The 25,299-nt window shown below is 41.2% G+C and carries 22 protein-coding genes and 3 tRNA genes; 7 read left to right on the top strand and 18 right to left on the bottom strand.

Annotated elements, in window-relative coordinates:
* Window positions 1–133: 133 nt before the first annotated feature.
* From pspC to pspA, 3 genes are all read right to left on the bottom strand, one after another.
* A complete protein-coding gene (gene pspC / locus CXF81_RS16635) occupies window positions 134–592 on the bottom strand; it encodes an envelope stress response membrane protein PspC (RefSeq protein ID WP_101182458.1) in 459 nt (152 codons plus the stop codon).
* Entirely contained in the window at window positions 589–828 is a 240-nt protein-coding gene (gene pspB / locus CXF81_RS16630) for an envelope stress response membrane protein PspB (RefSeq protein ID WP_101182457.1), read from the bottom strand. Before pspB ends, pspC begins: the two co-directional genes overlap by 4 nt.
* Before the next feature lie 148 nt (window positions 829–976).
* A complete protein-coding gene (gene pspA, locus CXF81_RS16625) occupies window positions 977–1,669 on the bottom strand; it encodes a phage shock protein PspA (protein WP_101182456.1) in 693 nt (230 codons plus the stop codon).
* Between the two features lie 202 nt (window positions 1,670–1,871).
* Here pspA and pspF point away from each other — a divergent pair, with 202 nt between their 5' ends.
* Genes pspF through CXF81_RS16595 form a run of 6 tightly spaced genes read left to right on the top strand, consistent with a single transcriptional unit; the run spans window position 1,872 to window position 8,336 of the window.
* Window positions 1,872–2,993: a phage shock protein operon transcriptional activator gene (pspF, locus tag CXF81_RS16620; protein ID WP_101182455.1), complete on the top strand. Its 1,122-nt coding sequence runs from the start codon at window positions 1,872–1,874 to the stop codon at window positions 2,991–2,993.
* A complete protein-coding gene (locus CXF81_RS16615) occupies window positions 2,990–4,618 on the top strand; it encodes an ABC transporter substrate-binding protein (RefSeq protein WP_101182454.1) in 1,629 nt (542 codons plus the stop codon). The genes pspF and CXF81_RS16615 overlap by 4 nt, the downstream gene beginning before the upstream one ends.
* A complete protein-coding gene (locus CXF81_RS16610) occupies window positions 4,618–5,649 on the top strand; it encodes an ABC transporter permease (protein WP_101182453.1) in 1,032 nt (343 codons plus the stop codon). The genes CXF81_RS16615 and CXF81_RS16610 overlap by 1 nt, the downstream gene beginning before the upstream one ends.
* Window positions 5,636–6,529, top strand: coding sequence for an ABC transporter permease subunit (locus CXF81_RS16605; protein WP_101182452.1), 894 nt, complete (start codon window positions 5,636–5,638; stop codon window positions 6,527–6,529). Before CXF81_RS16610 ends, CXF81_RS16605 begins: the two co-directional genes overlap by 14 nt.
* The gene (locus CXF81_RS16600; protein ID WP_101182451.1) at window positions 6,529–7,545 is read left to right on the top strand and encodes an oligopeptide/dipeptide ABC transporter ATP-binding protein; all 1,017 of its coding nucleotides are present in this window, start codon (window positions 6,529–6,531) and stop codon (window positions 7,543–7,545) included. Before CXF81_RS16605 ends, CXF81_RS16600 begins: the two co-directional genes overlap by 1 nt.
* Entirely contained in the window at window positions 7,542–8,336 is a 795-nt protein-coding gene (locus CXF81_RS16595; RefSeq protein WP_101182450.1) for an ATP-binding cassette domain-containing protein, read from the top strand. Before CXF81_RS16600 ends, CXF81_RS16595 begins: the two co-directional genes overlap by 4 nt.
* Window positions 8,337–8,595: 259 nt before the next feature.
* Here CXF81_RS16595 and CXF81_RS16590 read toward each other — a convergent pair whose 3' ends face one another.
* From CXF81_RS16590 to CXF81_RS16520, 15 genes are all read right to left on the bottom strand, one after another.
* Window positions 8,596–9,273, bottom strand: coding sequence for a hypothetical protein (locus CXF81_RS16590; protein ID WP_101182449.1), 678 nt, complete (start codon window positions 9,271–9,273; stop codon window positions 8,596–8,598).
* Between the two features lie 394 nt (window positions 9,274–9,667).
* Window positions 9,668–10,324, bottom strand: coding sequence for a hypothetical protein (locus CXF81_RS16585; RefSeq protein ID WP_101182448.1), 657 nt, complete (start codon window positions 10,322–10,324; stop codon window positions 9,668–9,670).
* Window positions 10,325–10,506: 182 nt separating this feature from the next.
* Window positions 10,507–11,331, bottom strand: coding sequence for a molecular chaperone (locus CXF81_RS16580; RefSeq protein WP_101182447.1), 825 nt, complete (start codon window positions 11,329–11,331; stop codon window positions 10,507–10,509).
* A gap of 15 nt (window positions 11,332–11,346) precedes the next feature.
* A complete protein-coding gene (locus CXF81_RS16575; RefSeq protein ID WP_101182446.1) occupies window positions 11,347–11,832 on the bottom strand; it encodes a DUF4402 domain-containing protein in 486 nt (161 codons plus the stop codon).
* 2 nt (window positions 11,833–11,834) lie between these two features.
* Complete coding sequence (locus CXF81_RS16570; protein WP_101182445.1) at window positions 11,835–12,821, bottom strand: SPOR domain-containing protein; 987 nt, start codon at window positions 12,819–12,821, stop codon at window positions 11,835–11,837.
* A gap of 64 nt (window positions 12,822–12,885) precedes the next feature.
* Window positions 12,886–15,852: a hypothetical protein gene (locus CXF81_RS16565; protein WP_101182444.1), complete on the bottom strand. Its 2,967-nt coding sequence runs from the start codon at window positions 15,850–15,852 to the stop codon at window positions 12,886–12,888.
* A 215-nt stretch (window positions 15,853–16,067) separates the two neighbouring features.
* Entirely contained in the window at window positions 16,068–17,201 is a 1,134-nt protein-coding gene (locus CXF81_RS16560; protein ID WP_101183095.1) for a sodium ion-translocating decarboxylase subunit beta, read from the bottom strand.
* Window positions 17,202–17,205: 4 nt separating this feature from the next.
* Window positions 17,206–18,981 carry a sodium-extruding oxaloacetate decarboxylase subunit alpha gene (oadA, locus tag CXF81_RS16555; RefSeq protein ID WP_101182443.1) on the bottom strand — a complete coding sequence of 592 codons (1,776 nt, stop codon included), beginning with the start codon at window positions 18,979–18,981 and terminating at the stop codon, window positions 17,206–17,208.
* A 10-nt stretch (window positions 18,982–18,991) separates the two neighbouring features.
* On the bottom strand, window positions 18,992–19,282 hold the full coding sequence (locus CXF81_RS16550; RefSeq protein ID WP_101182442.1) for an OadG family protein: 291 nt from the start codon (window positions 19,280–19,282) through the stop codon (window positions 18,992–18,994).
* Between the two features lie 356 nt (window positions 19,283–19,638).
* Window positions 19,639–19,715, bottom strand: a tRNA-Arg gene (locus CXF81_RS16545).
* A 34-nt stretch (window positions 19,716–19,749) separates the two neighbouring features.
* A tRNA-Arg gene (locus CXF81_RS16540) sits at window positions 19,750–19,826 on the bottom strand.
* Between the two features lie 86 nt (window positions 19,827–19,912).
* Window positions 19,913–20,005 (bottom strand) — tRNA-Ser (locus CXF81_RS16535).
* 192 nt (window positions 20,006–20,197) lie between these two features.
* Complete coding sequence (gene csrA / locus CXF81_RS16530) at window positions 20,198–20,395, bottom strand: carbon storage regulator CsrA (RefSeq protein ID WP_101182441.1); 198 nt, start codon at window positions 20,393–20,395, stop codon at window positions 20,198–20,200.
* 212 nt (window positions 20,396–20,607) lie between these two features.
* Window positions 20,608–23,199 carry an alanine--tRNA ligase gene (gene alaS / locus CXF81_RS16525; RefSeq protein ID WP_101182440.1) on the bottom strand — a complete coding sequence of 864 codons (2,592 nt, stop codon included), beginning with the start codon at window positions 23,197–23,199 and terminating at the stop codon, window positions 20,608–20,610.
* Between the two features lie 289 nt (window positions 23,200–23,488).
* Window positions 23,489–23,932, bottom strand: a complete 444-nt coding sequence (locus tag CXF81_RS16520; protein WP_101182439.1) for a regulatory protein RecX — start codon at window positions 23,930–23,932, stop codon at window positions 23,489–23,491.
* Between the two features lie 37 nt (window positions 23,933–23,969).
* On the opposite strand from CXF81_RS16520, the gene CXF81_RS16515 reads away from it, so the two are divergent.
* A complete protein-coding gene (locus tag CXF81_RS16515; protein WP_101182438.1) occupies window positions 23,970–25,214 on the top strand; it encodes a GNAT family N-acetyltransferase in 1,245 nt (414 codons plus the stop codon).
* The last annotated feature ends 85 nt before the right edge of the window (window positions 25,215–25,299 follow it).

The following is a 25,299-nucleotide window of genomic DNA, read 5'->3' as shown; positions in this document are numbered from 1 at the left end:
TACAGCTCGAAAATATAATTTTGTGATTTTTATTTTACACAACTTGCACTTTATCCCTATAAAAAAAATTGCCACATCGAATGTGGCATTAAAAAGGGAGGTACTTCAACACTATATTGTGTAATTTAAAGACTTACAGTCTGCTAATCTCTCGATTCAATTCAAACTCTTTAGAAGTGACATAACCTTCTAATTTACGTAACTTCAACTCAGCCACTCTAAACCGTTCCTGAATATCAAAAAATGCTTCTCTTGGCGGTTCACCTGCTTGCCAAACACGAGATTTAACTTCAATTTTGTGCTCTGCATGCCCAGTTTTACGCCACACTTTGTGAGCAACTCCGTGATTAACTTCACTCGAATGCGTATCATCGCCTGTCATTCGAGAATAGCCATCTGGTTTTTTATCTAAAATAAACCAAGCTGCTATATAGGCAACAAACATAAACGGACCAGCGAGTAAAAAAAATGCGGTCACTGTTAAAATTCTCACCAACCAAATTTCCAACTTAAAGTAATCGGCAATGCCAGCACAAACACCTGCTATTTTGCCATTTTTCGTGTCACGATAAAGTGGGGTTCGTGTTTTCATGCTCTCTCTCTCCATTTCGGCGCTTCTTCATCAAGAATGCTTTCTAAGGTTTGAATTCGATCGGTCATTAGTTCTGCTTTTTCTGCGAGCGTTTGTAATGTCGCAAATTCTTCTTCAGACAATCCTTGTTTTACTTGTTTTTTGCTGCGGTAATGCAGAATTAGCCAGATAGGAGCAACAAACAAAGTGAATAAAATTAAAGGAACGCCTGCAAAAATAACTGATAATTCGCCCACGATAGTTCTCCTAGTGACGGATTAGAAGGAGAGAATGATGCGGCGCTCCATGCACCGCAGCTTTTCGTCTGATAAAGACAGTTTCTCTGTTAGTAAAATTCTCTGTAAATAAAATGCGCTGTATTTTGTTAGTAAGGTTATACCAGAATTAAGATTTTTTCACTTTTGCTGCTGGTTTTTCACTTTTAGCTTGCATTTTTTTCTTTAACGCTTCCAGTTCACTGTCAATTTTACCACCCGCTTCTAACTCAGCAAATTCATCTTTCAACGTTTTTTTACCAATATCATAAGCTTCTACTTGTGATTCTAGGTCGTCAATTTTACGCTCAAATTGTTCAAACTTGCCCATTGCGTTATCAACGGTGTTGCTATCAAGACGTCTCTTAACTTCAAGTCTAGAACTGACTGTCTTCTGGCGCATAAGAATGGTCTTTTGACGCGTTTTCGCATCAGCTAACTTCTCTTGCAACTGGCCAGTTTCGCTTTGCAATTTCGCTAACTCACTCTCAATTAAACTTAGCTCATGCTGCAATGACTTAGCCGACTCAGCGGTTTTTTGCTTCTCGTGTAATGCTGCTCTTGCTAAGTCTTCGCGGTCCTTACTCAACGCCAGTTCTGCTTTATCCTGCCACTCAGAAACTTCGTTGTTTAATCGCGCGACTCGGTTGCTAACGTCTTTCTTGTTGGCAATGGTTTTTGCAGATGCTGAACGAACTTCAACCAGTGTATCTTCCATTTCCTGTATAATAAGACGAACCATCTTCTCAGGGTCTTCAGCCTTGTCTAATAGCGAATTAATGTTAGAGTTTATGATATCTGTAAAACGTGAAAATATACCCATCGTCAATTACCTCTGTTGGTGTAAACTAAAAAATTATTGTTTAACTTAGTGTCGTTTATTCAATATGCTTGCCAACTTATCAAAAAACCATAACAAATTGATTTATATAGATAAAAAAAAATATTAAAGAAATTAAAGATTTTTACTTGTTTTCAAGTAGACTAGATTTTAGTGAAATTGACTAATTTTCAAGGAAATAATAATGAGTCGCTTTAAACAGCAGGATAATTTGCTGGGTCAAGCCAACAGCTTTATGGACGTATTGGAACAAGTTTCCCAAATTGCCCCTCTCAATAAGCCCGTTCTGGTCATTGGTGAACGCGGTACTGGTAAAGAACTGATTGCCGCAAGACTCCACTTTTTATCTCAGCGTTGGGAACAAAATTACGTAAAACTTAATTGCGCAGCATTAAATGACAACTTGCTCGAAAGTGAACTCTTTGGGTATGAGGCGGGTGCATTTACCGGCGCAGCAAAACGAAGAGAAGGTCGCTTTGAATATGCCGACAACGGCACCATGTTTTTGGATGAACTAGCCAATACCTCCGCATTGGTGCAAGAGAAATTGCTGCGTGTCATCGAATATGGCGAGTTTGAACGTGTTGGTGGCACTCGGACAGTAAAAGTTGATGTACGCTTGGTGGCAGCCACAAACGAAGATTTACCAACGCTAGCAGAGCAAGGTGAGTTTAGAGCTGACTTACTCGACCGCCTGGCTTTCGACGTGATCACGATCCCACCACTACGGCATAGGCAGGAAGATATCATGATGCTAGCTGAGCATTTTGCGATTGGTATGGCACGTGAGCTGGAAATGGAATTGTTCAGTGGGTTTACAGCAAAAGCGAAAAAAACGCTATTAGAATATAACTGGCCCGGCAATGTTCGGGAGTTAAAAAACGTTGTAGAGCGCGCAGTTTATCGGACGAATCCTAACTTACCAGTACACGACATTGTAGTTAATCCTTTTTTATCCGAATTTCGTCCGCAACAACGCATACGTACTCCGATTCAGACATCGGCTGTGCCCCCCGCAATGCATAGTTCAGCGCCTGTAGACAACAATGATCTGCTTGATTCTATTGCACAGTCAAGCGACGAAGCAATAACGGCAGTATTAGCCTCTCCAACAGAAAAAAACCTTTGTTTTCCGATTGACTTAAAAGAGCAATCGCAAGACTTTGAAATTCACATGTTAAATAGCGCATTAAAAGATGCACAATTTAATCAGAAAAAAACTGCAGAAAAGCTTTCATTGACGTATCATCAGCTACGAGGATATTTAAAGAAATACAATCTGTTAGATAAAACCGACGAACAATGAAGCCAAATACCCGACCACATATTATGAAAAGCGCAATATTACTGAGCTTCAGTCTGATATTGATGTTGGGTTGCTCCAAACAAAAAACCCAGATAACCCAAGCAGGCATTACTTTCTGTTCAGAGGGCAGCCCCGCCTCATTTAACCCACAACTAGACACATCAAGCACCACGGCAGACGCGTCTTCGCATCAGATTTATGACCGACTGCTTGAATTCAATACTGAAAACGGTGAAATAGAACCCGGCTTAGCCAGTAGTTGGCTGGTCAGTAACGACGGCTTAACCTATACTTTTCAGTTGCGCAAAGGCGTTCAATTTCATGATACCGACTATTTTACACCAACGCGTAATTTTAATGCCGATGACGTGGTGTTTAGTATCGATCGCTGGCGTGTTGCCACACATCCCTATCACGACGTATCTGGCGGTAGTTATCCTTATTTCCAGAGTTTAGGCTTAAAAAACACGATCAAAGACGTTACTATAATCAATGGCTATCGGGTGGAGATCTCATTATACACGCCAGACAGCTCGTTTTTAGCAAACTTAGCGACTGACTTTTCGGTGATTTTATCGGCAGAATATGCAACCAATTTGTTGGCCGAAGGAACACCAAGCAATATAGACGTGCTGCCTATTGGCACCGGCCCTTACAAATTCGTTAGTTATCGAAAAAATCAATTTATTCGCTATCAACGCCACAGTCGTTATTTTTTGGATACCATTGGACCTGAACATTTGGTATTCGATATTACACCTAAAAGTTCGTTGCGTGTAGCAAAGTTAATTACAGGTGAGTGCGATGCAGTGGCTTTTCCATCACAAAATGACCTTGAAATAATAAGAAATAGAGAAGACTTAACGCTATTGCAAAAACCAGGCTTAAATGTTGGATTTTGGGCATTCAATACCAGTAAACCTCCGTTTGATAATCCGAAAGTGCGCCGAGCTTTGGCCCTAGCAATTGACAAAACATCTTTGCTTGAAGCGGTTTACCTTGGCCAAGCCACTAGAGCAAAAAGTTTAGTTCCTTCCGCTTCTTGGGCCTATCAACCTAACATGCAAGATATTAGTTATAACCCAGTAACTGCCCGAAAATTACTAGATGAAGCCGGCATTCCCTACAACTTCACAATGAATATTTGGGCGATGCCGGTGCAGCGCGCATATAACCCAAACGCAATGAAAATGGCTCAGTTGATGAGTACTTATTTAGCCGACGTTGGCGTTACTGTTAACATAGTTAGCTATGATTGGGCGCGGTTTAGAGAAAATTTAACAGCCGGCATGCACGATTCGGTTCTGATTGGTTGGTCTGCCGACAACGGTGATCCCGATAATTTCTATCGTCCATTGTTAACCTGTGCGGCAATCCCCTCAGGCACAAATAGAGCACAGTGGTGCAACCCAGAGTATGACGCCCTCATTGAAAGTGCATTGAAAATAGAAAACTCCGACGAGCGTCGTATTTTTTATCATCGAGCCAATCAAATTATATTCAGAGAGACACCGCTTGTGCCCATTGCTCATGCATACCAATATCAAGCCGTAAACAATCAAATTGAAGGCCTGACCATCAACCCTTTTGGCGGCATTCGGTTTGACGATGTGGTGCGTAAATAATGCTCAATTTATTACTACGCTATATCAACTTAATGGTCTTGACTATTGCCATACTGATTATTATTTCGTTTTCTTTAGCCTACGTGTTTCCCGGTGATACCCTGACAAATATATCAGGGATTGTGCCGCAATCAAATGAACAGCGAGTTGCACTTGAAGCCGTGTTCAAACTAGACCGTTCTATTTTTGTGCAGTTCTGGTATTACATAGAAAACCTAATTAGCGGTGACTGGGGCGTAAGTAGTTCATCGCAAATCAGCCTGCTAGAAGAAATTAGCATTGCCTTCCCTGCCACCATTGAATTAATCACCTACGCTTTATTAGTCTCTATTTTTATTGGTATTCCGTTAGGCTTTATTGGTGGCATTTGGCACCACAAGCCTTTCGATTTTGGCGTTGTGACTTTTAGTGTCGTGAGTTATTCATTTCCCGTATTTTGGCTAGCATTAATTTTTATCACGATATTTTCCCTGCAACTAGGTTATTTGCCGCTGTCTGGACGCGTAAACTTTTTGTACGACATACCACACAGCAGTGGATTTATTCTTTGGGATATCATGCTTGCCGATATTCCCGATAAAAAGGATGCATTTAAAGACGCGCTTAGGCATCTCATACTGCCAACAGCGTCTATAGCGCTGGTGACGACTGCGATTTTTATTCGGTTCACTCGTCGTTCAATTATGGATGAAATGAACAAGGGCTATATTGACGCCGCTAAATCTCGCGGATTTACCACCAAGCAGATTTTTTTCAAACACGGTTTACGCAACTCGCTGCTGCCTATTTTGCCATTAATGGCAATGCAAATATCAACGCTGATAACCAATGCAATGGTTGTTGAGACGATTTTTTCTTGGCCCGGAATTGGCAATTGGATTATCCAAGCCATCTATCAACGTGACTATCCCGCTATTCGTATAGGCATGTTGGTTGTTTCTGTCTTTGTTGTTACGCTTACCATCACTATTGAATTCATCAGTCGAGCAATCGACCCAGCTAGGGATAAGTTTCAACGTGGCGCAGTTTAATCTCTATCAGGAGGAATTTCATCCTTCCCCAATCCGGCATATTTGGCTCGAATTTAAACGCAGTCACTTTGCCCTTATCGGATTCGCAATACTATTATTGTTTTGCGCTATCGCTATTTTAGCTCCCTTATTAGCGCCGTATGATCCTAACGTGCAAAATACGAATACCATATTGTTGCCACCTGCCTGGGAAGGAAATGGCAGTATTTCACATATATTCGGTACCGATGCTTTAGGTCGTGATGTATTTTCACGCACACTATACGGTTGCCGAGTTACCTTTGGTTCGAGTATTTTTTTAGTCTTAATAGCAGCCACTATTGGTGTTGCCCTCGGAACGTTCGCCGGCATGAATAAAGGCATTAAGTCCAGTATTCTAAATCACCTTTTGGATTCTTTAATGGCGGTGCCGACCTTACTCATAGCAATTATTATCGTGGCAATACTAGGTACCGGTTTGTGGAATAGTATGTGGGCGATTATCTTGGCGTTGATCCCACAATTCGTCCATCAAACCCGCACCTTTGTGCGCGAAGAGATGAAAAAAGACTATATATTACTCGACAAATTAGATGGCGCAGGGTCGACTCGAATATTTTGGTCATCAATATTACCCAGTATGTTTGAGCTTTTAGTGGTGCAAAGTACCTTAGCTTTATCTGTGGCAATAATCGATATTTCAGCCTTAGGTTTCTTAAATTTAGGCGCCCAAAGCCCAGTTGTTGAACTAGGTGCTAGTTTATCGCAAAGCTTAGAAGTGGCTTATTCGGCTCCTTGGCTAGTTGCGCTGCCGGGGTTTTGTATCTTTTTAATGGTACTTTCAATTAATATTGTCGGCGAGGGACTTCGCAACGCGTTGCGCAATAGGTTAATTCACTAATGCGACTTCTTGATGTTAAAAATCTAACCGTTGAAATAGACACCGGTTCGGTATTCGTAAAGGCCTTGGATAAAGTCAGTTTAACCGTCGAAACCGGCGAAATCAGAGCACTTGTCGGTGAATCAGGTTCAGGTAAAAGCCTAATAGTAAGAGCTATTATTGGCGCAATACCCGATCATTGGATCATCACTGCAGACCGCTTAACGTGGAAAGGCCAAAACTTATTGACCATGTCGAATGAACAGCGCCGCATCATAATGCGTCGTGAGATTGCGGTGGTTTTTCAAGATCCAACATCATCACTTGACCCGTCGGCAACCTTGAGGTCTCAATTGGAAGAGAGTATTCCAGAAGAGTTACTCGACAAAGGCATGTTTTGGCAACGTAATAAACAACGTAGAGAAATTGCTATTGGCTTAATGCATAAGGTTGGGATTAAAAACCACGAAGCATGTATGCAACGTTATCCACATGAAATTGCAGCTGATATTGCGCAAAAATTTATGATTGCAATGGCCCTTGTGTCAGAGCCTGAATTGCTGATTGCCGATGATCCGACCCGAAGTATGGAAAGCACCACGAAAAATCAAATATTACGTTTATTATCGGGTTTAAATGAAACCAGAAAGCTCGCCATTTTATTTGTAAGCCATGACCTTCTTGCGATTTCTAGTATGGCTCACACCATGACCGTATTGTATTGCGGACAAACAGTCGAATCGGGCAAGGTAAAGCATTTACACCGTCGACCTTTGCATCCGTATACCAAGGCATTGCTGGATAGTGCGCCTAGTTTTCAAATCAATTTGCCTCCTAAATCGCATTTAGTCGCACTGCCGGGCACTATCCCAACATTAAAACATTTACCTATTGGCTGCCGTTTGGGTCCTCGTTGCCCTAATGCGCGCAAAGAATGTGTAAAAGTTCCCGAACAAAAAATGGTGCACCAACATTCATATAGCTGTCACTTTCCACTGCATTCACCAGTAGACGATGATTTAGAGACCAAGCAATGATCCCTGTATTAGAAGTCAAAAACTTAATTTATACTTATCGGGTAAGACGCTCTATTTTTAAGCCCGTTGACGAATTCATTGTTGGTCCCGTCGACTTCGTTCTCAATGCAGGTGAGACCCTCGCGGTTACGGGTCATAATGGCTCAGGCAAAACGCTCTTAGCGCGCGCGCTGGTGGGCGCAATAACACCGCAGCAAGGCAGTATCTTGCTGGAAGGAAAAAAAGCTGAGCAGAGTGATAAAAAAACACGTAACCATAATATTAGACTCATACTCCAGCACAGTAAATACAGCTTAAATCCGGCGGTTACGGTTGGTTCTGTGCTTGGCCAAACATTATTATTAAACACTGAGCTTAATGAGCAAGAGCGCAAAACTAAAATAGAACAAACATTAGTCAAAGTCGGTTTATTGCGAGAGCACTACTATTTTTATAGACACATGTTATCAGACGGTCAACAGCAACGAGTTTCACTCGCTAGGGCGATGATACTTGATCCGAAGGTAATAGTCGCAGATGAACCATTTGCTGCCTTAGATCCGTCTGTACGCTCACAAACCGTCAACCTCATACTCGACATCCAACAAGAACTCGGTATGGCATTTGTATTCATTTCACAAAACCTGGGCATTGTTCGTCATATTAGCGACAAAGTCATGATAATGGATAAAGGTAAGGTGATTGAGGCAGGTTCAAGCAAAACCGTTTTTGATGATCCACAGCATGAAGTCACCAGGAAATTGATTGATTCTCATTTTAGTTTGGTGGATAAGCATTTTGAACAGTTTTAGCTAATATAAAAAGGCGATGTGCGGGTCTGCAGATTGGTGATGTTTGAATAAAACACCGTTCTCACAATACGCTAGTTAACAATACGCTAGTTAACAATAAAACAGATAAGACGCTGAATTAAAGAAGGCATAAAAACGAAATCACTGAGATTTGACTCTTGATTACGCTGTATATCGTTTTTTAGACAATTAAAAAAGCCAGCTTAATGCTGGCTTTTGAATGACGTCTATCTAACGCATTTAAACGTTTAAATGCGACTTAGTATGCTACTTCTAACGTATAAGAACCGTTATATACACCATCATTAGGAGATGTTGCAGCAAGCGGGTTAAATGCTAAAACACCACCAAGTTGCAGACCAACTGTGCCAGCTGCATCTGTGCGAAGGTTAGAAGCTGTAGCATTAAGCGCAATACCGTCGTTAGCGCCACCAACAATCAATGTATCAGCAACCGTTGCATAAATGATAAATGATTCATTAGTACCGCCACCCGCAGTCACCATTGTAGCGCCGTTAACGCCAGTAATAGTTCCTGCAATACCAGAAGCTGCTGTGGCACTGGCGCCAGAAGCAACAGTTACCGTGAGATTTGTAAATGGTGCTGCATTGCTTATTGCATACTCTGCAATAGAGCCCTGGGTAATTGCAGTCATGTTAGCATCTGTTGATGCAGAACCACCGTTAGTTTGACCTCCTGTTGGCACCATCGCTGAACCGTCAACTGGTAAAGTAATAAACGCAGGTAAAACTGGGTCTTGTGCTGCACCCTGAGTTACTCTCAAGGCACCAAAGTTTAAAGGAGCAACTTCAGCTAAGGTAAATGCGTTCTGTACTGTAACTGACGCTGTTGAAGTGACCGTTTCTGCAAAAGCTGCAGAAGATGTCAGTAAAGCTGTCGCCGCGATAGCGACATTTATGTGATTACGTTTGAACATGGATATCTCCGAATCTTATATAAAAATACGGCATAGTACGATAGCTTTTTGCGACGACTCTGCCAGTTGCAAGAAAACAAAATCCTTTAAAATTAAAGTGAAATCTTGCCTGCATAAAAGGTATCGACTAACACCAAATATCCTTTAGCATTTTTTGTTAATTAATTAGGAGTAATATTAAATAATACATTGATAGCATTGGAGTTATTTAATTTGGCGCTGACCAAATTAAATGTTTTCTATTTATGATTAGAAGACAAAATTTAACCGTTAATTACTTTATTTAAACCTATGACAATCATTAATTGAATAATTAATGATTATTAAAAAAGCCAGCGAAAGCTGGCTTTTGAATGACGTCTTGCTAACGCATTTAAACGTTTAAATGCGTGAATTAATATGTAACTTCTAAAGTATAAGAACCTTGAAATAAACCATCGTTCGGAGACCCCGAAGCTGCAGCATTATAAGAAAGTACAGCCCCAAGTTGCAAACCAACTGCGCCGGTTCCATCGGTACGTAAGTTATTTGCAGCCGTAACAAGTGGATCACCATCATTTGCGCCACCCACTATTAACGTGTCACTAACATCAGCGTGGATAGTGAAAAATTCATCAGCTGCACCACCCGCAGTTACAAGAGTTGCACCGTTCACACCAGCAATTGATGTGGCAATCGTTGCCGTTAATTCATTTGTACCACTGGCATCTAACGTTACACTGAGGTTAGTAAACGGAGCAGCGTTAGAAATTGCATACTCAGCAATCGTACCTTGAGTGATTGCCGTCATGCTTGCTGAAGCGTTCCCGTCAGTCGCTATCATAGCAGAACCATCAACGGGCAGTGTTATGAACGTTGGGGTAGCTGTAGCTTGAGCGCCTGGCTGAGTTACTCTAAGTGAACCAAAATTTAAAGGAACAACTTCAGCTAATGTAAATGCATTTTGCACAGTTACTGTAGCTGTAGAAGTTACTGTTTCTGCAAAAGCTGCAGAAGATGCTAGTAAAGCTGTCGCCGCGATAGCGACATTTATGTGATTGCGTTTAAACATGGATATCTCCAAACCTTTTGTAAATATACGCCATCGTAAGCAATTTGTTTGCGACGACTGAGTCTATTGCAAGAATTGTGTCCTCAATTAAGAGAGTAAATCTTGCTTCCAATTTAGTTATCGACGTGTCTCACTCAACCTTTAACTGTTTTTACGGATTTGTCTCGTATTCGTTAACGCAACTAATTTAAGTCAACTATCCTATCTATGGAAAATGCTCCTGCCATTTCCTTTGCACCCTCAAATACTACCTTTATTTGTCCACCGGCAACGTATGGTTTTTCAGTCCAAGGAATAGTAATCGTATTGCGGTCACGTTCATGAAAGACGTTAACACCATTCGTGAACCCAACAGGCTCAAATTCATCGTTTGATGTGGCTCTGTGCAACAGCGTCATATTTCCATACAAACTAACATTCCCTTTTCTCGATACTAAAACAGTTACGTCAGCAGATTTATTATTAGCAGTCAATGGCTCGAATGTTATGTCTACTATATCAACCTCCACATTAGGTGCTTCATTTCTAAGCACAACAGGTATGGTGTAGCTAAGCATAAGATTTAATTTCAACTGTAGTCCATTTGCAGTGCCTTCCTCATCAGGATCAAACAATTCAGGAGGAAGAGCGGTAAATCGCAAATGTGAGCGGTATTCTGGTGCTGACATATCCGATTTACGCCTTGCGAGTAACTTTATTTTTTGAGATTCTTTTGCCTTTAATGTAACTCGACGAGGTGAAAATCTAATATACGGTGACGCAATATCAAAATTTTCAATCTCAGTATCCGTTAATCTAGTGTACTGATTATTTTCATTTTGAGTATTTTGCACCCATTCCAACTTGTATTGTCTAGGTTCGTCAGACGTATTAACCAGTGTAATTTCATGAACTCTATCGCGAGCATCAAAGGTTACTCTGGTTGGCGTTACTAACAGCGATGCCCAAGCATTCGCCACCATGCCCAAAAATAATATAGATGCGGTAAAGCTTTTTAAGGTTTTCATTTTTTTCTCTACTAATTAGTTATTAACTGTAATGCGGATGTTGGATCGAAAAGTAGCATTAGCAAATTCCAACCCATTTGAACCTGAAGTTGTAATTCTCCCGCCGAAAGAGAGTGTTGCTTGACCAAGATTATCTGAAAGTACTGTATTGCGAACTCGTAATATTTCCAAATCAAAAAATTCTAATGAGGGTTCACCCGGGTTCATTGATACATTGACAACATCAACATCAACTGTAAATGTTGTATTGGGCACTAAATCTGTTAGTTGATATATTGCGGGCTGACCGCTAACAATAATTCGTATTCCAGAACTCGAATTTACATTATCAAATTCGTCAACAGTCACTGTTTGAGGTGTTGAATTATTTGCAATTGCAATACTACCAAAATTTAATAATTGCACTGGGACTATGTCTGCCCAAGAATGATTACTAATAGATAAGAGACTAAACAAAGCAATAGGCATTATTATTAGATAATTTTTCGTTATTTTTTGCATATTTAAAGAACCACTCCATCATAATCTGTCAGCGCACAATAACTTTGAAATGTTAGCACTGAGCGGCAAGCTGCTTCTGCATCATTCCTATTGTCGTAAGGACCAAGCCGAACGCTGTGATATGTTACGTTTTTGACCAGTACTTTTTTAATAATCGGATTTTTATTGCAAGAAATTTCTCGATGTTTCTGTTCAAACTCGGTTAATGATTTTTCCGCCAGTGCTTCTGATTTAAATGAGGCTAGGTGAATCGCAATTTCACTGCCCTTTTTTGAGATCAAAGTGTCAGAGGTTTCTCGATGACATCCACCCGTAATCGAAGAAAATTTATTGCCACTTGAATTTATATTGTTATCGCTCGAGCTGAATTTGCCTGTTTGGCCTGGTTGAACCGTTCTTGTAGTCACATTTTGAATAATGTTTGGACCAGCGTCACTAGAAAACTTATGCATTGCTACATTTTGAGTTTGTAATGTATTCGTTGCCCGCTCGGGGCTTCTAAACTGAGTTCTATTTGCATTTGGAGACACCAGCGCTGGTGACGCTCCTCTCGGAGCTGTTTGAGTAGGTTTTAGATCGAGTAACGGAACTGCTTTGGCTAGCTCAATAGTGGGAGCTGCTGTATCGAGGTCAGCTGATATTGTTGACTCCGACAACGCTAACATCGGAGTTGAATTTGTGTCACTCAATTGAACGAGCAGATACTCCAAATCATTCTCTAAATTGACCAGTCGATTTATAGATGGCTTTAATGTTTCCCATTCTTTAACCGCTGATTCCAACTCTCTTGTTAGCTGTACGGCTTTTTCTGTGCCCACTTTTTGACGACTTTCACTGCGCATCGATTTACTATTCTCGTCAGTCAATTTATTGTCACCAAATGTCAACGCATCAGGAAGCAAACTGCAGCCTGTCGAAACAAAAAGAAAACCGACTAACAGTCCGGTCTTGCTTATTCTAAAGGTAGTTTTGATCAGGTTCTTATACATAATAAACGTCCAATACAATTTATAATTTAATACGATTACTTACTTACCAGCATAGAACGTGCCACTAGTTCTTGATGTAAGGAATATCGATTAATTCGACAGTGCAATTCAGCTTTTTTTGCAAAAACAATTCACACTGACTGACTACTTCAGCTTGTTGGTCAGCATAAAAACTAATCAGAATATAACCATCAAGTGTTTTTGATTTTACGTAAAAAAACGTTGGTGCTGTCTTTAATAATTTGAATTGCAGTAACCGTTTTGCGACCTCAAGCATTCTTAAATTAGAATATATACCATGAGTTGCAGCAAAAATTGTTTGATAGGTTTTTTGCTCAAGGGTAATATCGATGCCACTGATGAGTGCAGATTCAAGCGTCGTTTTTATGCGTATTGATTTAAAGTCATGCACGTCTTCATGGTTAATAACTGACCTCGGAATTTCAATCACGTAGTTACCCGGAATTACTTTATCAAAAACATAATATCCATCAAATTCAGTTTCAACAGCTTTGATAATTCGTCCTCTCGCATTTTTTAATAGTACGGGGATATTTTTACCTGCCGACATTACGCCTTCTTTTGAAAGGTAAACCATCCCCTCAATTTCAGCGCTCCTTGAAATAGGATAATCAAGTTTGTCGACCAGACCTTTTCTAAATGTAATCGAAACACCGGGGACTAAAGGAACCATGAATGGATCAGGTAAGGTGTCTGTATCTATCACAACATCTGTTGCTCTTTGATCCGGGATACCGTCTAAAACTGCAATTCCTTTCTCATTTGTAACACCTCGAGAAAACGTTTGTGACGCTAAAACCATTGCGTTTTTAATAAGAGGCTCACCTTCATCATATCTTCCATTTACGTTAATATCTTCGAATACTCTAACCGCTAAAGTACCTCTTTGAGTAGACGCCGTTTCGGTATTATAAATGCTGTCATATTCTGAATTTTGTCCAACAAAACTAAATCGGGCTGAAACGCCCACATCCCAGCCAAGATCATCTGAGTAACCAAAGTTTGAAGATAAATTGAATCTGTCGTTTACCCACCCGAATTGCAGATTAGAACGATTTACTTTGGATTTAACCTCGTGAACAACGTTGAGTCTACTTTTAATATTATTCGTTATATTCCACGCAAGGTTTCCCTGATACGTTAATGCCTGGTATTCATTATTCTCAAGCCCATATGTTGCGGATAACCTTGCATTTATGCCTCCCAAAGAAGAATCAATACTTAAGATACCTAAATATTCGTTGGTAGTGAAATTTAAAGGGTCTGTGACCCTAGAGTTTTCTAAATTGTGAAAAATTCTAAATTTGTTATAACTTAATCCTAGCCTGTTGATGAAACGCAGCGTTTCTGTATCATCTTGCTCTGATAAATCAGCGACATTCTCATAGGAAAAACCGATACCACTACCCAAAGAGAAACCGCCTGCTAGACTTGCTATTGCTCTATTTAAGTCCCCAAAATTATTTTGACTATTAGTTGAGCTTGACAACCTCAAAGATAAAGATTGATTAAACATCTGAGTTCGTGCGTCTACATTCAGTGTTCTATTATTTTCATCATCAAAGCGGGTGTTGGCAGACAGATAGGCGCGGTTAAACAGAATTGTATCGATTCCTAGATTAATTTCGTTGCGGTCATTCTCCACACCAAATTGAGTAAGAATACCTGCATTTACTGATAGCGCTCCCATAAGGTTTTGCCTAACACCACCAGAAAAAGCGAACCCTTCTTCCGTTCCAAAATCACCAATACCAAGCAGTGATTCGTTTATCTGATTGAATGATATGTCATAAGTTAAACTATCACCTGATAACAGTTTTTGGTCGACTGCTTTCGTGACTTTTTCAGTCACTTTTTGGCCCTGAGGCCCATATAAGACGATCTCAAATTCATTAATACCAAAAATCAATTGAATATCGATGAATTCATACTGCCCCACTGAAATGTCAAATTGTCGGTCGATTAGAACACCATTGCGGTATAACTCGGCATCCCAACCAGCCTGAATAGGTCCCTGCAATGTTAATTTTTCATTATCCAGAGCATTACTAGGGCTCGAATTGGTTATCCTTATACCCCGAGATTCCTGTTCAGTTTGACCAAAAGCTTGGCGGTATGGGCGCACATCGCCCACTTCGACGCTGGTAGCATTCATAAACCCGAGTAACCCTCCGGTCACAGACTGCTTAGATAATTTAAGGCGCGCTCTATTGAGTAAATCATTATCACTGCCGTCTATATAATAATCAGCATGTACTAGGGCAATGTCACGAGAACCAAGTAAACTATAATTATAATTAAAGTTGTCACTAGATTCTCGATAGTTTGACGACGCTAAAAAGTCAAAAACTTGCGGTGATAAGAGCTCATAACCTCGATATAATTCCGGATGCCTCGGTTTATTAAAACCTGCACGACGCAGATTTTGTTTTTCTCGTTTCAACCTAGCTTCGAGCGGCAAGGGTTCTGTTGATATTAAAAAAATCTCAAGAGCCGAATAGTTGATTTTATGCTTCACACCGAAAATCGATGTTAGGATTTCGTGATTTATATAGAGAATGTCATCAACAAAAACGTATTTCCCCTGTTCCAACGAATAGGCATTATCTTTGACTGTAACGTTGTTCAATGAGCGTTCGATGATGTCATTAAGATCTAGTCGAAACGTATTATCTTCATTAATGAACCAACCCTCGTAAACACGCTCATTGACTTTAGCGATAGGGAAATCAAGAACGTCAATATAGTTTTCTAAGTCAAATGCGACACCATCTTTAGTTGTAACGCCTACTAGCTCACCCAAGATATATTTATCAATGACAACCGTAAAAATCAGTTCTTCTCCCTCTTCATAACGAAAAAGCTGTTGATCTTGTTTGGGTTTAGCGACAGCCAACAAAGGAGATACATCGTCATCCTGAAACGCACCCAGAGCAGAATTAGCCAAAGCGATTGCGCTCAACAGTAGCATTATTGTAATGAAAACTTGCTTGAAAGTTCTCACTTTCATTTTTGCCTACTTGGTATATTTTAACCTGGAGTGCTAAAAATAAAGCAAGAGTTGTTCCAACAACGAATTTTAATTAGTTCTAATCTGCACCATCGCGCAATTATGATTAGCGTAAAGTACTTGTATAGGGGAAGGGGAAGTTAACATCAGTGCAGCACTAAAAGCTTAATGTAAAGGTTAGCTAACAAAATCAATTAATATCTTCTTTGATTGGCTCAAGGCCCAACCAACGCCAACAATATCCCCGCGGCAACCGCCGACCCCAATACGCCGGCAACATTCGGCCCCATGGCATGCATCAGCAGGAAGTTATGTGGATTGGATTCAAGCCCAACTTTATTTACTACTCGCGCCGCCATAGGAACAGCAGAAACACCTGCAGCACCGATTAGCGGGTTAATATTGTCCTTGCTTAACTTGTTCATTAGTTTTGCCATCAATACACCCGTTGCGGTGCCGATTGAAAACGCAACCGCACCTAGCGCTAAAATACCCAGCGTTTCAACCGTCAAAAATTTATCGGCACTGAGTTTGGAACCGACACCCAGACCAAGGAATATGGTTACTATATTGATCAATTCGTTTTGAGCTGTATAACTTAAGCGATCCACGACCCCACATTCTTTAAGCAAGTTACCAAAGCAGAACATACCAACCAAGGGGGTTGCTGCGGGTAAAAATATTAGGGTTAAGACCAATACAGCTAACGGGAATAGGATCTTTTCTTTCTTTGACACAACGCGCAGTTGAGCCATAGGCAACTTGCGCTCTTCAGGCGTTGTTAAGGCTCTCATAATGGGCGGTTGAATGATCGGTACTAAGGCCATGTAGGAATAGGCGGCAACGGCAATAGCGCCCAACAGTTCAGGGGCTAACTTGGATGCCAAAAATATGGCGGTCGGCCCATCGGCACCGCCAATAATGGCGATTGCTGATGCATCCTGCATGCTAAAATCGAACCAAGGCAAGCCGTTCAATAGGATGGCACCAAACAAAGTTGCAAATATACCAAATTGAGCCGCCGCCCCAAGCAAAAGCATACGAGGATTAGCGATCAGTGCGCTGAAATCGGTCATCGCGCCAACACCCATAAAAATGAGCAGTGGAAATACGCCCGTATCAACACCAACGTAGTAAATATAATGCAACAACCCACCCGCTTCACTAAAGCCAGCTAGAGGTATGTTGGTCAGAAGGGCACCAAAACCTATAGGCAGCAGTAAAAGTGGCTCAAATTTGCGCACAATGGCTAAATAGAGTAAACCAAAACCAACTAGCATCATCACTATTTGACCCAGTTCAAAATGTGGAATTGATGTGCTATCCCAAAGAATTAATAACTTTTCCATGAGTCTACCCAATAACCATAATTGTTTGACCTGCCTGAACGGCATCGCCTTCTTTGGCTATTACCTGCTGTACAACACCAGATACCGCGCTCCTTACTTCTGTTTCCATTTTCATGGCTTCGAGAATTAAAATCACATCACCCTCGTTGACTGGCTGGCCTTGTGCTACCAGAATTTTTAAGATGTTGCCAGACAAAGGTGCTGCGACATCAGTCCCTTCACCAACTGGCGCAGGGGATGACGTTGGGTTACTTGATGCTGCGGCGATATTTTTGACTTCACCATTTTCAGCAACTTCCACATGATAAACCTGACCTTCAACACGCACCTTATAGGCGCCGGCATCACCAGCCAATGGCGCGGCACTTGTTGCCTCAACAACAGCTGACGCCTGATTTGGAGCGGGTTCAAATGCACTTGGATTGTCTCTATTTTCGATGAACTTTAAGCCAACTTGCGGGAACAAGGCATACGTCAGTACGTCATCAATTTTATCTGTGGCAATACGCAATGACTTTTGCTCAATCAGTGCATCTAGCTCTCCCTCTAACTTCACGAGTTCCGGCGCAATGACATCTGCAGGACGGCAGGTAATTGCTTGTCCACCTTCAAGCACACGAGTTTGTAGGTCTTTATTAACCGGGGCTGCGGTAGCACCATATTCACCTTTCAACACGCCCGCCGTTTCTTTAGTAATGCTTTTATAGCGCTCACCTGTTAATACGTTTAATACTGCCTGAGTTCCTACGATTTGAGAGGTGGGTGTGACTAGCGGAATAAAACCAAGGTCTTCACGTACTCTGGGTATCTCCAGTAATACTTCGTCAAACTTGTCTTCTGCGCCCTGCTCTTTTAACTGGCTTTCCATGTTGGTTAACATGCCGCCTGGCACCTGTGCGATAAGGATCCTTGCATCAACTCCCTTCAAAGAGCCTTCGAACTGCGCGTATTTTTTGCGTACATCACGGAAGTAAGCGGCAATCTCAGCCAGTTTCTGAATGTCTAAGCCAGTGTCACGGTCGGTACCTTCAACAATCGCGACCATCGTTTCAGTCGCTGTATGCCCATAAGTCATGCTCATTGACGACACTGCGGTATCCAACATGTCAATACCAGCATCAACTGCCTTTTGATAGGTCGCTGTGCTTAAACCTGTGGTCGCATGACATTGCATGGCAATAGGTACATTGACAGATTGTTTTAAGCCCGTAATAAGTGCTTCACAATCATATGGTTTGAGTAAGCCCGCCATATCTTTAATACAAATCGAATGCACACCCATGTCTTCTAGGCGTTTTGCCATATCCAGCCATAACGTTAAATTATGCACAGGACTAACAGTATAAGAAATTGTGCCTTGCGCATGCGCACCTACCTTAATTGCTGACTTCACCGCCGTTTCTAGGTTTCGCACATCATTCATTGCATCGAAAATTCGGAATACATCAACCCCGTTAGCATGGGCTCGTTCAACGAATTTTTCCACCACATCGTCGGCATAGTGACGGTAACCAAGTAAGTTTTGACCACGCAATAACATTTGTTGTTTGGTTTTAGGCATTGCTGCTTTGAGTGCTCTAATGCGCTCCCAAGGATCTTCACCTAAGTAACGAATGCAAGCGTCAAAAGTAGCACCGCCCCAAGATTCAACGGACCAATAACCTACATCATCTAATTTAGCTGCAATCGGGAGCATGTCCTCCAAGCGCATGCGAGTTGCAAGTAAAGATTGGTGCGCATCACGCAAGACCAGCTCGGTGATCTTTAATGGATTGGACATAATGTGTTCCCTATGATTTTAACGTTGTGTGTCTGTGTGTGTGCACGGCCGCTATGATAGCGGCGGCGACTTGAGGGCTCACTGACGTAGGTGATTTATTATTATCTTGTATAGTGCGATCTTGAATACTGCGAGTGTGTGCGGCATGAGAAATAATTTCAGCCGACGGATATTTACGGCAAAACCAAGCAATGCTGTGGATGCCGGCTATCAGGAGTATTAAAAATGCAGACACAACTGACATACCAACGGCAAGTAACAAGCCGGCTTCCATTAGTTGGTCGTTCATTTGCGTTGACATAACGTTCCCTTAGAGCGGACTTCCAAAAATCTGGCTAGGATAAATAGCACGCGACGAAAATAATTACAATCGAAAGTAGTTTTTGCAAATGAATAAAAATAATAAATTTATGCACTACAACCCATATTTTCTAAATTTTTATTCATTATTTACGAATTTTTAACATTCATTGCGCAAGTAACCTGATTTATTCTCTAACAGCGCGCGATATCAATCTAAGAACTGAACTGCTTACGTGCATTGGTAAGCCTTCACAATACAAAACGTATTGCGTGACTAGTCAAGATGAGGCAACAAACAAAAAAAAAGCCTTAGTGTAAAACTAAGGCTTTTTTACGCCCCGAAGGACTCTGATGTGGTGCGCATGGAAGGATTCGAACCTCCGACCGCCTGGTTCGTAGCCAGGTACTCTATCCAGCTGAGCTACATGCGCAAAACTTTCTACTAAACTCGTTACTAACAATGTGTGGTGCGCATGGAAGGATTCGAACCTCCGACCGCCTGGTTCGTAGCCAGGTACTCTATCCAGCTGAGCTACATGCGCATGTTGTTTCTACTACTACTTATTTGCTACTGCGATTACGTTTTAAAACTTAACCTCAATAGCCTCACATTTATACCATTAAAAAATGGCGGAGAAGGAGGGATTCGAACCCTCGATAGGGCTATAAACCCTATACTCCCTTAGCAGGGGAGCGCCTTCAGCCACTCGGCCACCTCTCCTAAATGTGGGGCGGAAGTTTACCTTCTGAGTAGTATAAGTCAATGCTTTTTTAGCAACTTTTTCACTGTTCTTGGTCGTTTGTTAGTTTTTTAAACAACACGTTGTTTTTTTAACCTACAAAAACAAAAAACTCAGAATGACCTGAGCTTTTCTTCGCCATTAATTGAATGACACTAACGATAATACAAACACTAGTCTTCGTCTTCAACGGCAGGTTGGTTACCTTTTTCTGCTTGTATTCTCATGTAAATCTCTTCCCTATGAACTGAAACTTCCTTCGGTGCATTGACACCAATTCGCACTTGATTTCCTTTAACGCCTAAAACAGTCACCGTGACGTTGTCACCTACCATTAAAGTTTCCCCTACGCGTCTCGTCAAGATAAGCATGTTGTCGCTCCTTTTAGTTTAAATCCGGTTAATAGTCCTGAATCTCAGATCAGAAGTATACCTTGTACGACATTGACCATTAACAGGTTTAAATATACTTCAATTAGTTGATTTTTACCAAAGAAAATCTAAAAAATTGCCTATATATTAGACAAAAGTTTATTTTTTCTATTTAGTATTGCTAATTTGTATCGAAATATTTTCACCAAATATCACAAGTTACCTTCAAGCCATGTTTTTACTGACGCAAGTGCTTTATCAAGATTTTCAGGCTCGGTTCCACCGGCTTGTGCCATATCCGGTCTACCACCCCCTTTACCGCCTACTTGAGTCGCCATATGATTGACTAATTCACCAGCCTTAAATTTTCCAACCAGATCTTTGGTGACTCCGGCAATTAAATTCACTTTACCGTCACTGGCTACGCCTAATGCGATAACACCAGAGCGCAGTTGGTTTTTAAGGTCATCCATCATACCTCGCAATGCCTTAGGTTCGACGCCTTGCATATTCGCCACAAGGAGCTTGACGCCTTGCACATCGATCACATTGGACATGACGTCCTTGCTTTTCTGTCCAGCCATTGACTGCTTAAGCTGAGTAAGTTCTTTTTCTAATAGCTTAACCTGTTGTAATGCCGTTGATACTTTGTCGACAACAGAGGTTTTATCCGATTTTAGTAAGCTCGCAATAGCATGAAGTTTGTTAGATTCATCATTCGCAAAGTCCAGTGCCATTTGCCCCGTTGTCGCTTCAATACGACGAACGCCAGATGCAATGCCACCTTCAGATGTTATTTTTAACAAGCCGATATCGCCGGTTCGAGCGACGTGTGTGCCGCCACACAATTCAGTTGAAAACTCACCCATTTTTACAACCCGAACTTTTTCGTCATATTTTTCACCAAACAACGCCATTGCGCCAGACGCTTTTGCTTCATCGAGTTCCATCAATTGAGTAGTCAATGCGTTGTTTAAACGAATTTCAGCGTTAACTAAGTTTTCAATTTCAATCCGTTGTTTTGCAGAAATAGAGTCGAAATGTGAAAAATCGAAACGCAGTTTCTCGGCATCAACTAAAGACCCTTTTTGCGCTACATGGTCACCCAACAGTTGACGCAAAGCTGCGTGTAACAAATGCGTAGCACTGTGATTCGCTTTAATGCGCTCACGGCGTGCTTGGTCAATAACAAGTTCGACTTTATCACCCACCCTGATAACACCCTCGATTTTGACTTTATGCGCAAACGCTTGGCCTAGCTTAACCGTATCGATGACAACGGCTTTACCGCTGCTCGATGACATAAAACCGGTATCGCCTACTTGACCGCCGGATTCTGCATAAAAAGGAGTTCGTTTCAGCAATATTAATGCTTGGTCGCTGGCCTCGGTTACGGCTGCATTATTAACGATAATATCCATCACAATAGATGCACCGTTTACGTCGGTGTAACCCGTAAATTCAGTTTTATGCTCAATACTCAACACGTTCGCATAATCAGCACCGAATTTACTCGCCGACTGAGATTGTGATTTTTGTTGTGCCATGGCCGTTTCGAATCCGGCTTCATCAATGGTCAAGCCTTGTTCACGCGCAACGTCATTGGTTAAATCGGCGGGAAAACCATAGGTGTCATACAATTTAAATACGAGTTCACCGGGTACTTGCTTACCTTCTAATTGACTCAATGAATCATTTAATATGGCCATGCCGCGTTCTAGCGTTTTTGCGAACTGTTCTTCTTCAACTTTTAACACCTTTTCAACCACTGCCTGTTGCTGCAAAAGTTCAGGGTAAGCATCGCCCATTTCGGCTACTAATGTGTTGACTAGCTTGTAAAAGAAAATGTCGTCTGCGCCCATTTTATAACCATGACGCACAGCACGACGAATAATACGACGCAATACATAACCGCGACCTTCATTCGATGGCATTACGCCATCACATATTAAAAAACTGCATGAACGGATGTGGTCGGCAATAACGCGCAGTGATTTATTTTCTAAGTCTTGCGTTCCGACAATCTCTGCTGCCGCTGAAATTAAGTGTTGAAACAGATCAATTTCATAATTGCTATGCACACCTTGAAGTATTGCTGAAATCCGTTCTAAACCCATTCCAGTGTCAATCGACGGTTTAGGCAATGGCAACATGTCACCATTTTTCTGACGATTAAATTGCATAAAAACCAAGTTCCAAATTTCGATAAAGCGGTCACCATCTTCTTCAGGTGAGCCCGGTGGCCCCCCCCAAATTTCCTCGCCATGGTCATAAAAAATTTCAGAACAAGGACCACAAGGCCCCGTATCACCCATTGACCAGAAATTGTCAGCGGTTGCAATTCGAATAATACGCTCGGCAGGTATACCGATTGTTTTTTCCCAAATATCGAAGGCTTCATCATCTTCGTGATACACAGTCACTAACAACTTGTCTTTGTCTAAACCGAGTTCGCCGGTTAAGAACTGCCATGCAAATTTAATCGCTTGTTCTTTGAAATAATCACCGAAACTAAAATTCCCTAACATTTCAAAAAAAGTATGGTGCCTTGCTGTGTAGCCAACGTTTTCTAAGTCATTGTGTTTACCGCCAGCGCGAACGCATCGTTGCGATGAGACTGCGCGAGTATAGTTACGCTGTTGCGCACCTAAAAAAACGTCTTTAAATTGATTCATGCCAGCATTCGTAAATAGCAACGTTGGGTCATCATGTGGAACAAGCGATGAACTTGAAACAAGGTGATGTTGATGTTGTTGAAAGTATTCAAAGAAAGTGCGTCGTAAATCGGCTGTAGAGCGTACCATTTATGTTCCTAAATCGTTCTATGTGGGAAAGATGTTGAAGTAGCTTTTATATTGATTTCGCGTGCTTTCACCATTTGGTAGATTTATTTTTACAAAACGTTGCTATTAACCCGCTTTCTTTTACAAAGCGCAGTTTTAACGAGCAGTGTTAGCCATAAATCATGTTTTACCTTGGTGCTGCGACGCGTGTTAAAAACCAAAACAAAAAATACTGTTTATACAAACTCAGAAGATATCATGTTAACGGTAAGTTTGTTAAGTCTCTTAAGCGCCCTATTTGCGCAAACTTTCACTCAAATGCGTATTTAATTTGTTCTTGTGTAAAACCACGGTATTGCAAAAAACGCATTTGCTTTTGTTTATCCGTCCAATCAGCTGGTAATGGGTCACCAAATCGTTTCACTCTGACTGCTTTTGAGGATTCAAACCAATCAAAACTCACGTCACTAACAAGTATTCTCACCTGTTGCAAATCAATATCATGATTATACAATGTGCGTTCAATAAATACCGGTCCCTTGCCCTTTCGGTAAGCCGTGCGCACAACTGCCTCAGCATAACGAATGTCACTTTGAATATCTTTTTTAGCGAATTTTGCAATCGTGTCGTCGACTATGCTCATGTCAACGTCCAAATCGGATAACTTTTTACGCAGTTCTGTTTGACTATGCTCGCGACGAGACAACAGTCGAGTTAATTTGTGTCTAATGATCTTTGCATCGTTATCTGACATAGTGACTAGTATACTTCCTAATAAGTAAATTTCTAATATGGCGTTAAGCTGGCAACCTATTCTTAGTGTAGATGATATAACCCAACAACAATGGCATCAACTGACCGATCATGATGAAGCATATTCAACGCCCTTTCTAAGCTATGTTTTCCTTAAAGGATTAGAAAAAGCTGAGTGTGTCAATGGCGAAACAGGCTGGCACAGTTATCATATTGGCATTTATGAGCATTCTGAAAAAAGTCAAAAGGGTATCGAAGGCGACGTTGGAAAACAAGATGTTATTGAAGCCAGTGATTCAATCAAAACACTCATTGGCTTCATTCCCTGTTACTTAAAAACCCACTCCTACGGTGAATATATTTTTGATCACGCTTGGGCTAACGCATATCAACATCATCAAATCCCTTATTATCCTAAACTCGTTGCTTGCATTCCATTTACACCGGTTACTGGCAGTCGCCTACTTATTAACAACAAGTGTGACTATTCATTTGAACAAATAACGGCATTCATTCTCGCAAGTACCGACAATATATTGGAACAAGCACGCGCTTCATCCTTTCATTATTTATTTTTGCCAGAATACCAAAGCAAACAGTTTGCTGCGGACAAGTTATTGCAGCGCCTCAGCGTGCAGTTCGTTTGGCATAATAGAGGATACAATACTTTCGATGATTTTATGCAGCAAATGACTTCAAGAAAGCGCCGCTCTATTCGCAAAGAAAGAACGGCAGCAGTGACAATATCAGAGACTGACACTATTATTATCAAAAGGTTGACTGGAGACATGCTGACTAAGGAAGTGTTGGATGACTTTTATTTGTGTTACCAACAAACCTATTTGAAACGAAGTGGACACAACGGCTATTTAACGGGTGAATTTTTTGATTATCTCCAAAGCCACATGCAAGACAATATAATGATTGTAATGGCTTATCATGCAGAGAAATGTATTGCCAGCGCACTATTTTTCTATAATGACCAGCAATTATTCGGTCGTTATTGGGGAGCTTTGCAGGAAGTGTCAGGCTTGCATTTTGAATGTTGTTATTATCAGGGAATAGACTTTGCGATAGAAAAGCAACTGCGCCAATTTAATCCGGGTACACAAGGCGAGCATAAAATACTTAGGGGCTTTGAACCCACCTTTTGCTATTCAAACCATTACTTGCAGCAACCCGATTTTCAAACCGCTGTGCGCGACTTTTTGCAACGCGAAAGAATAGGTATTCAACAATATAAACAACAAAGTGAAAGCGTCCTCCCCTTTAAACAGGCCTGAAAATCGACTTACACCTTCTAATCAGACCTGCTTAGCAACAAAGTAGGTCCATTTGACGCAAAAGGTAACGATTTAATGACGGAAA

The organism is Glaciecola sp. 33A (genome assembly GCF_002836745.1).
Taxonomy (GTDB): domain Bacteria; phylum Pseudomonadota; class Gammaproteobacteria; order Enterobacterales; family Alteromonadaceae; genus Glaciecola.
The sequence above is the reverse complement of the archived record's forward strand: the minus strand, read 5'-3'. Positions and strand labels throughout refer to the sequence as shown.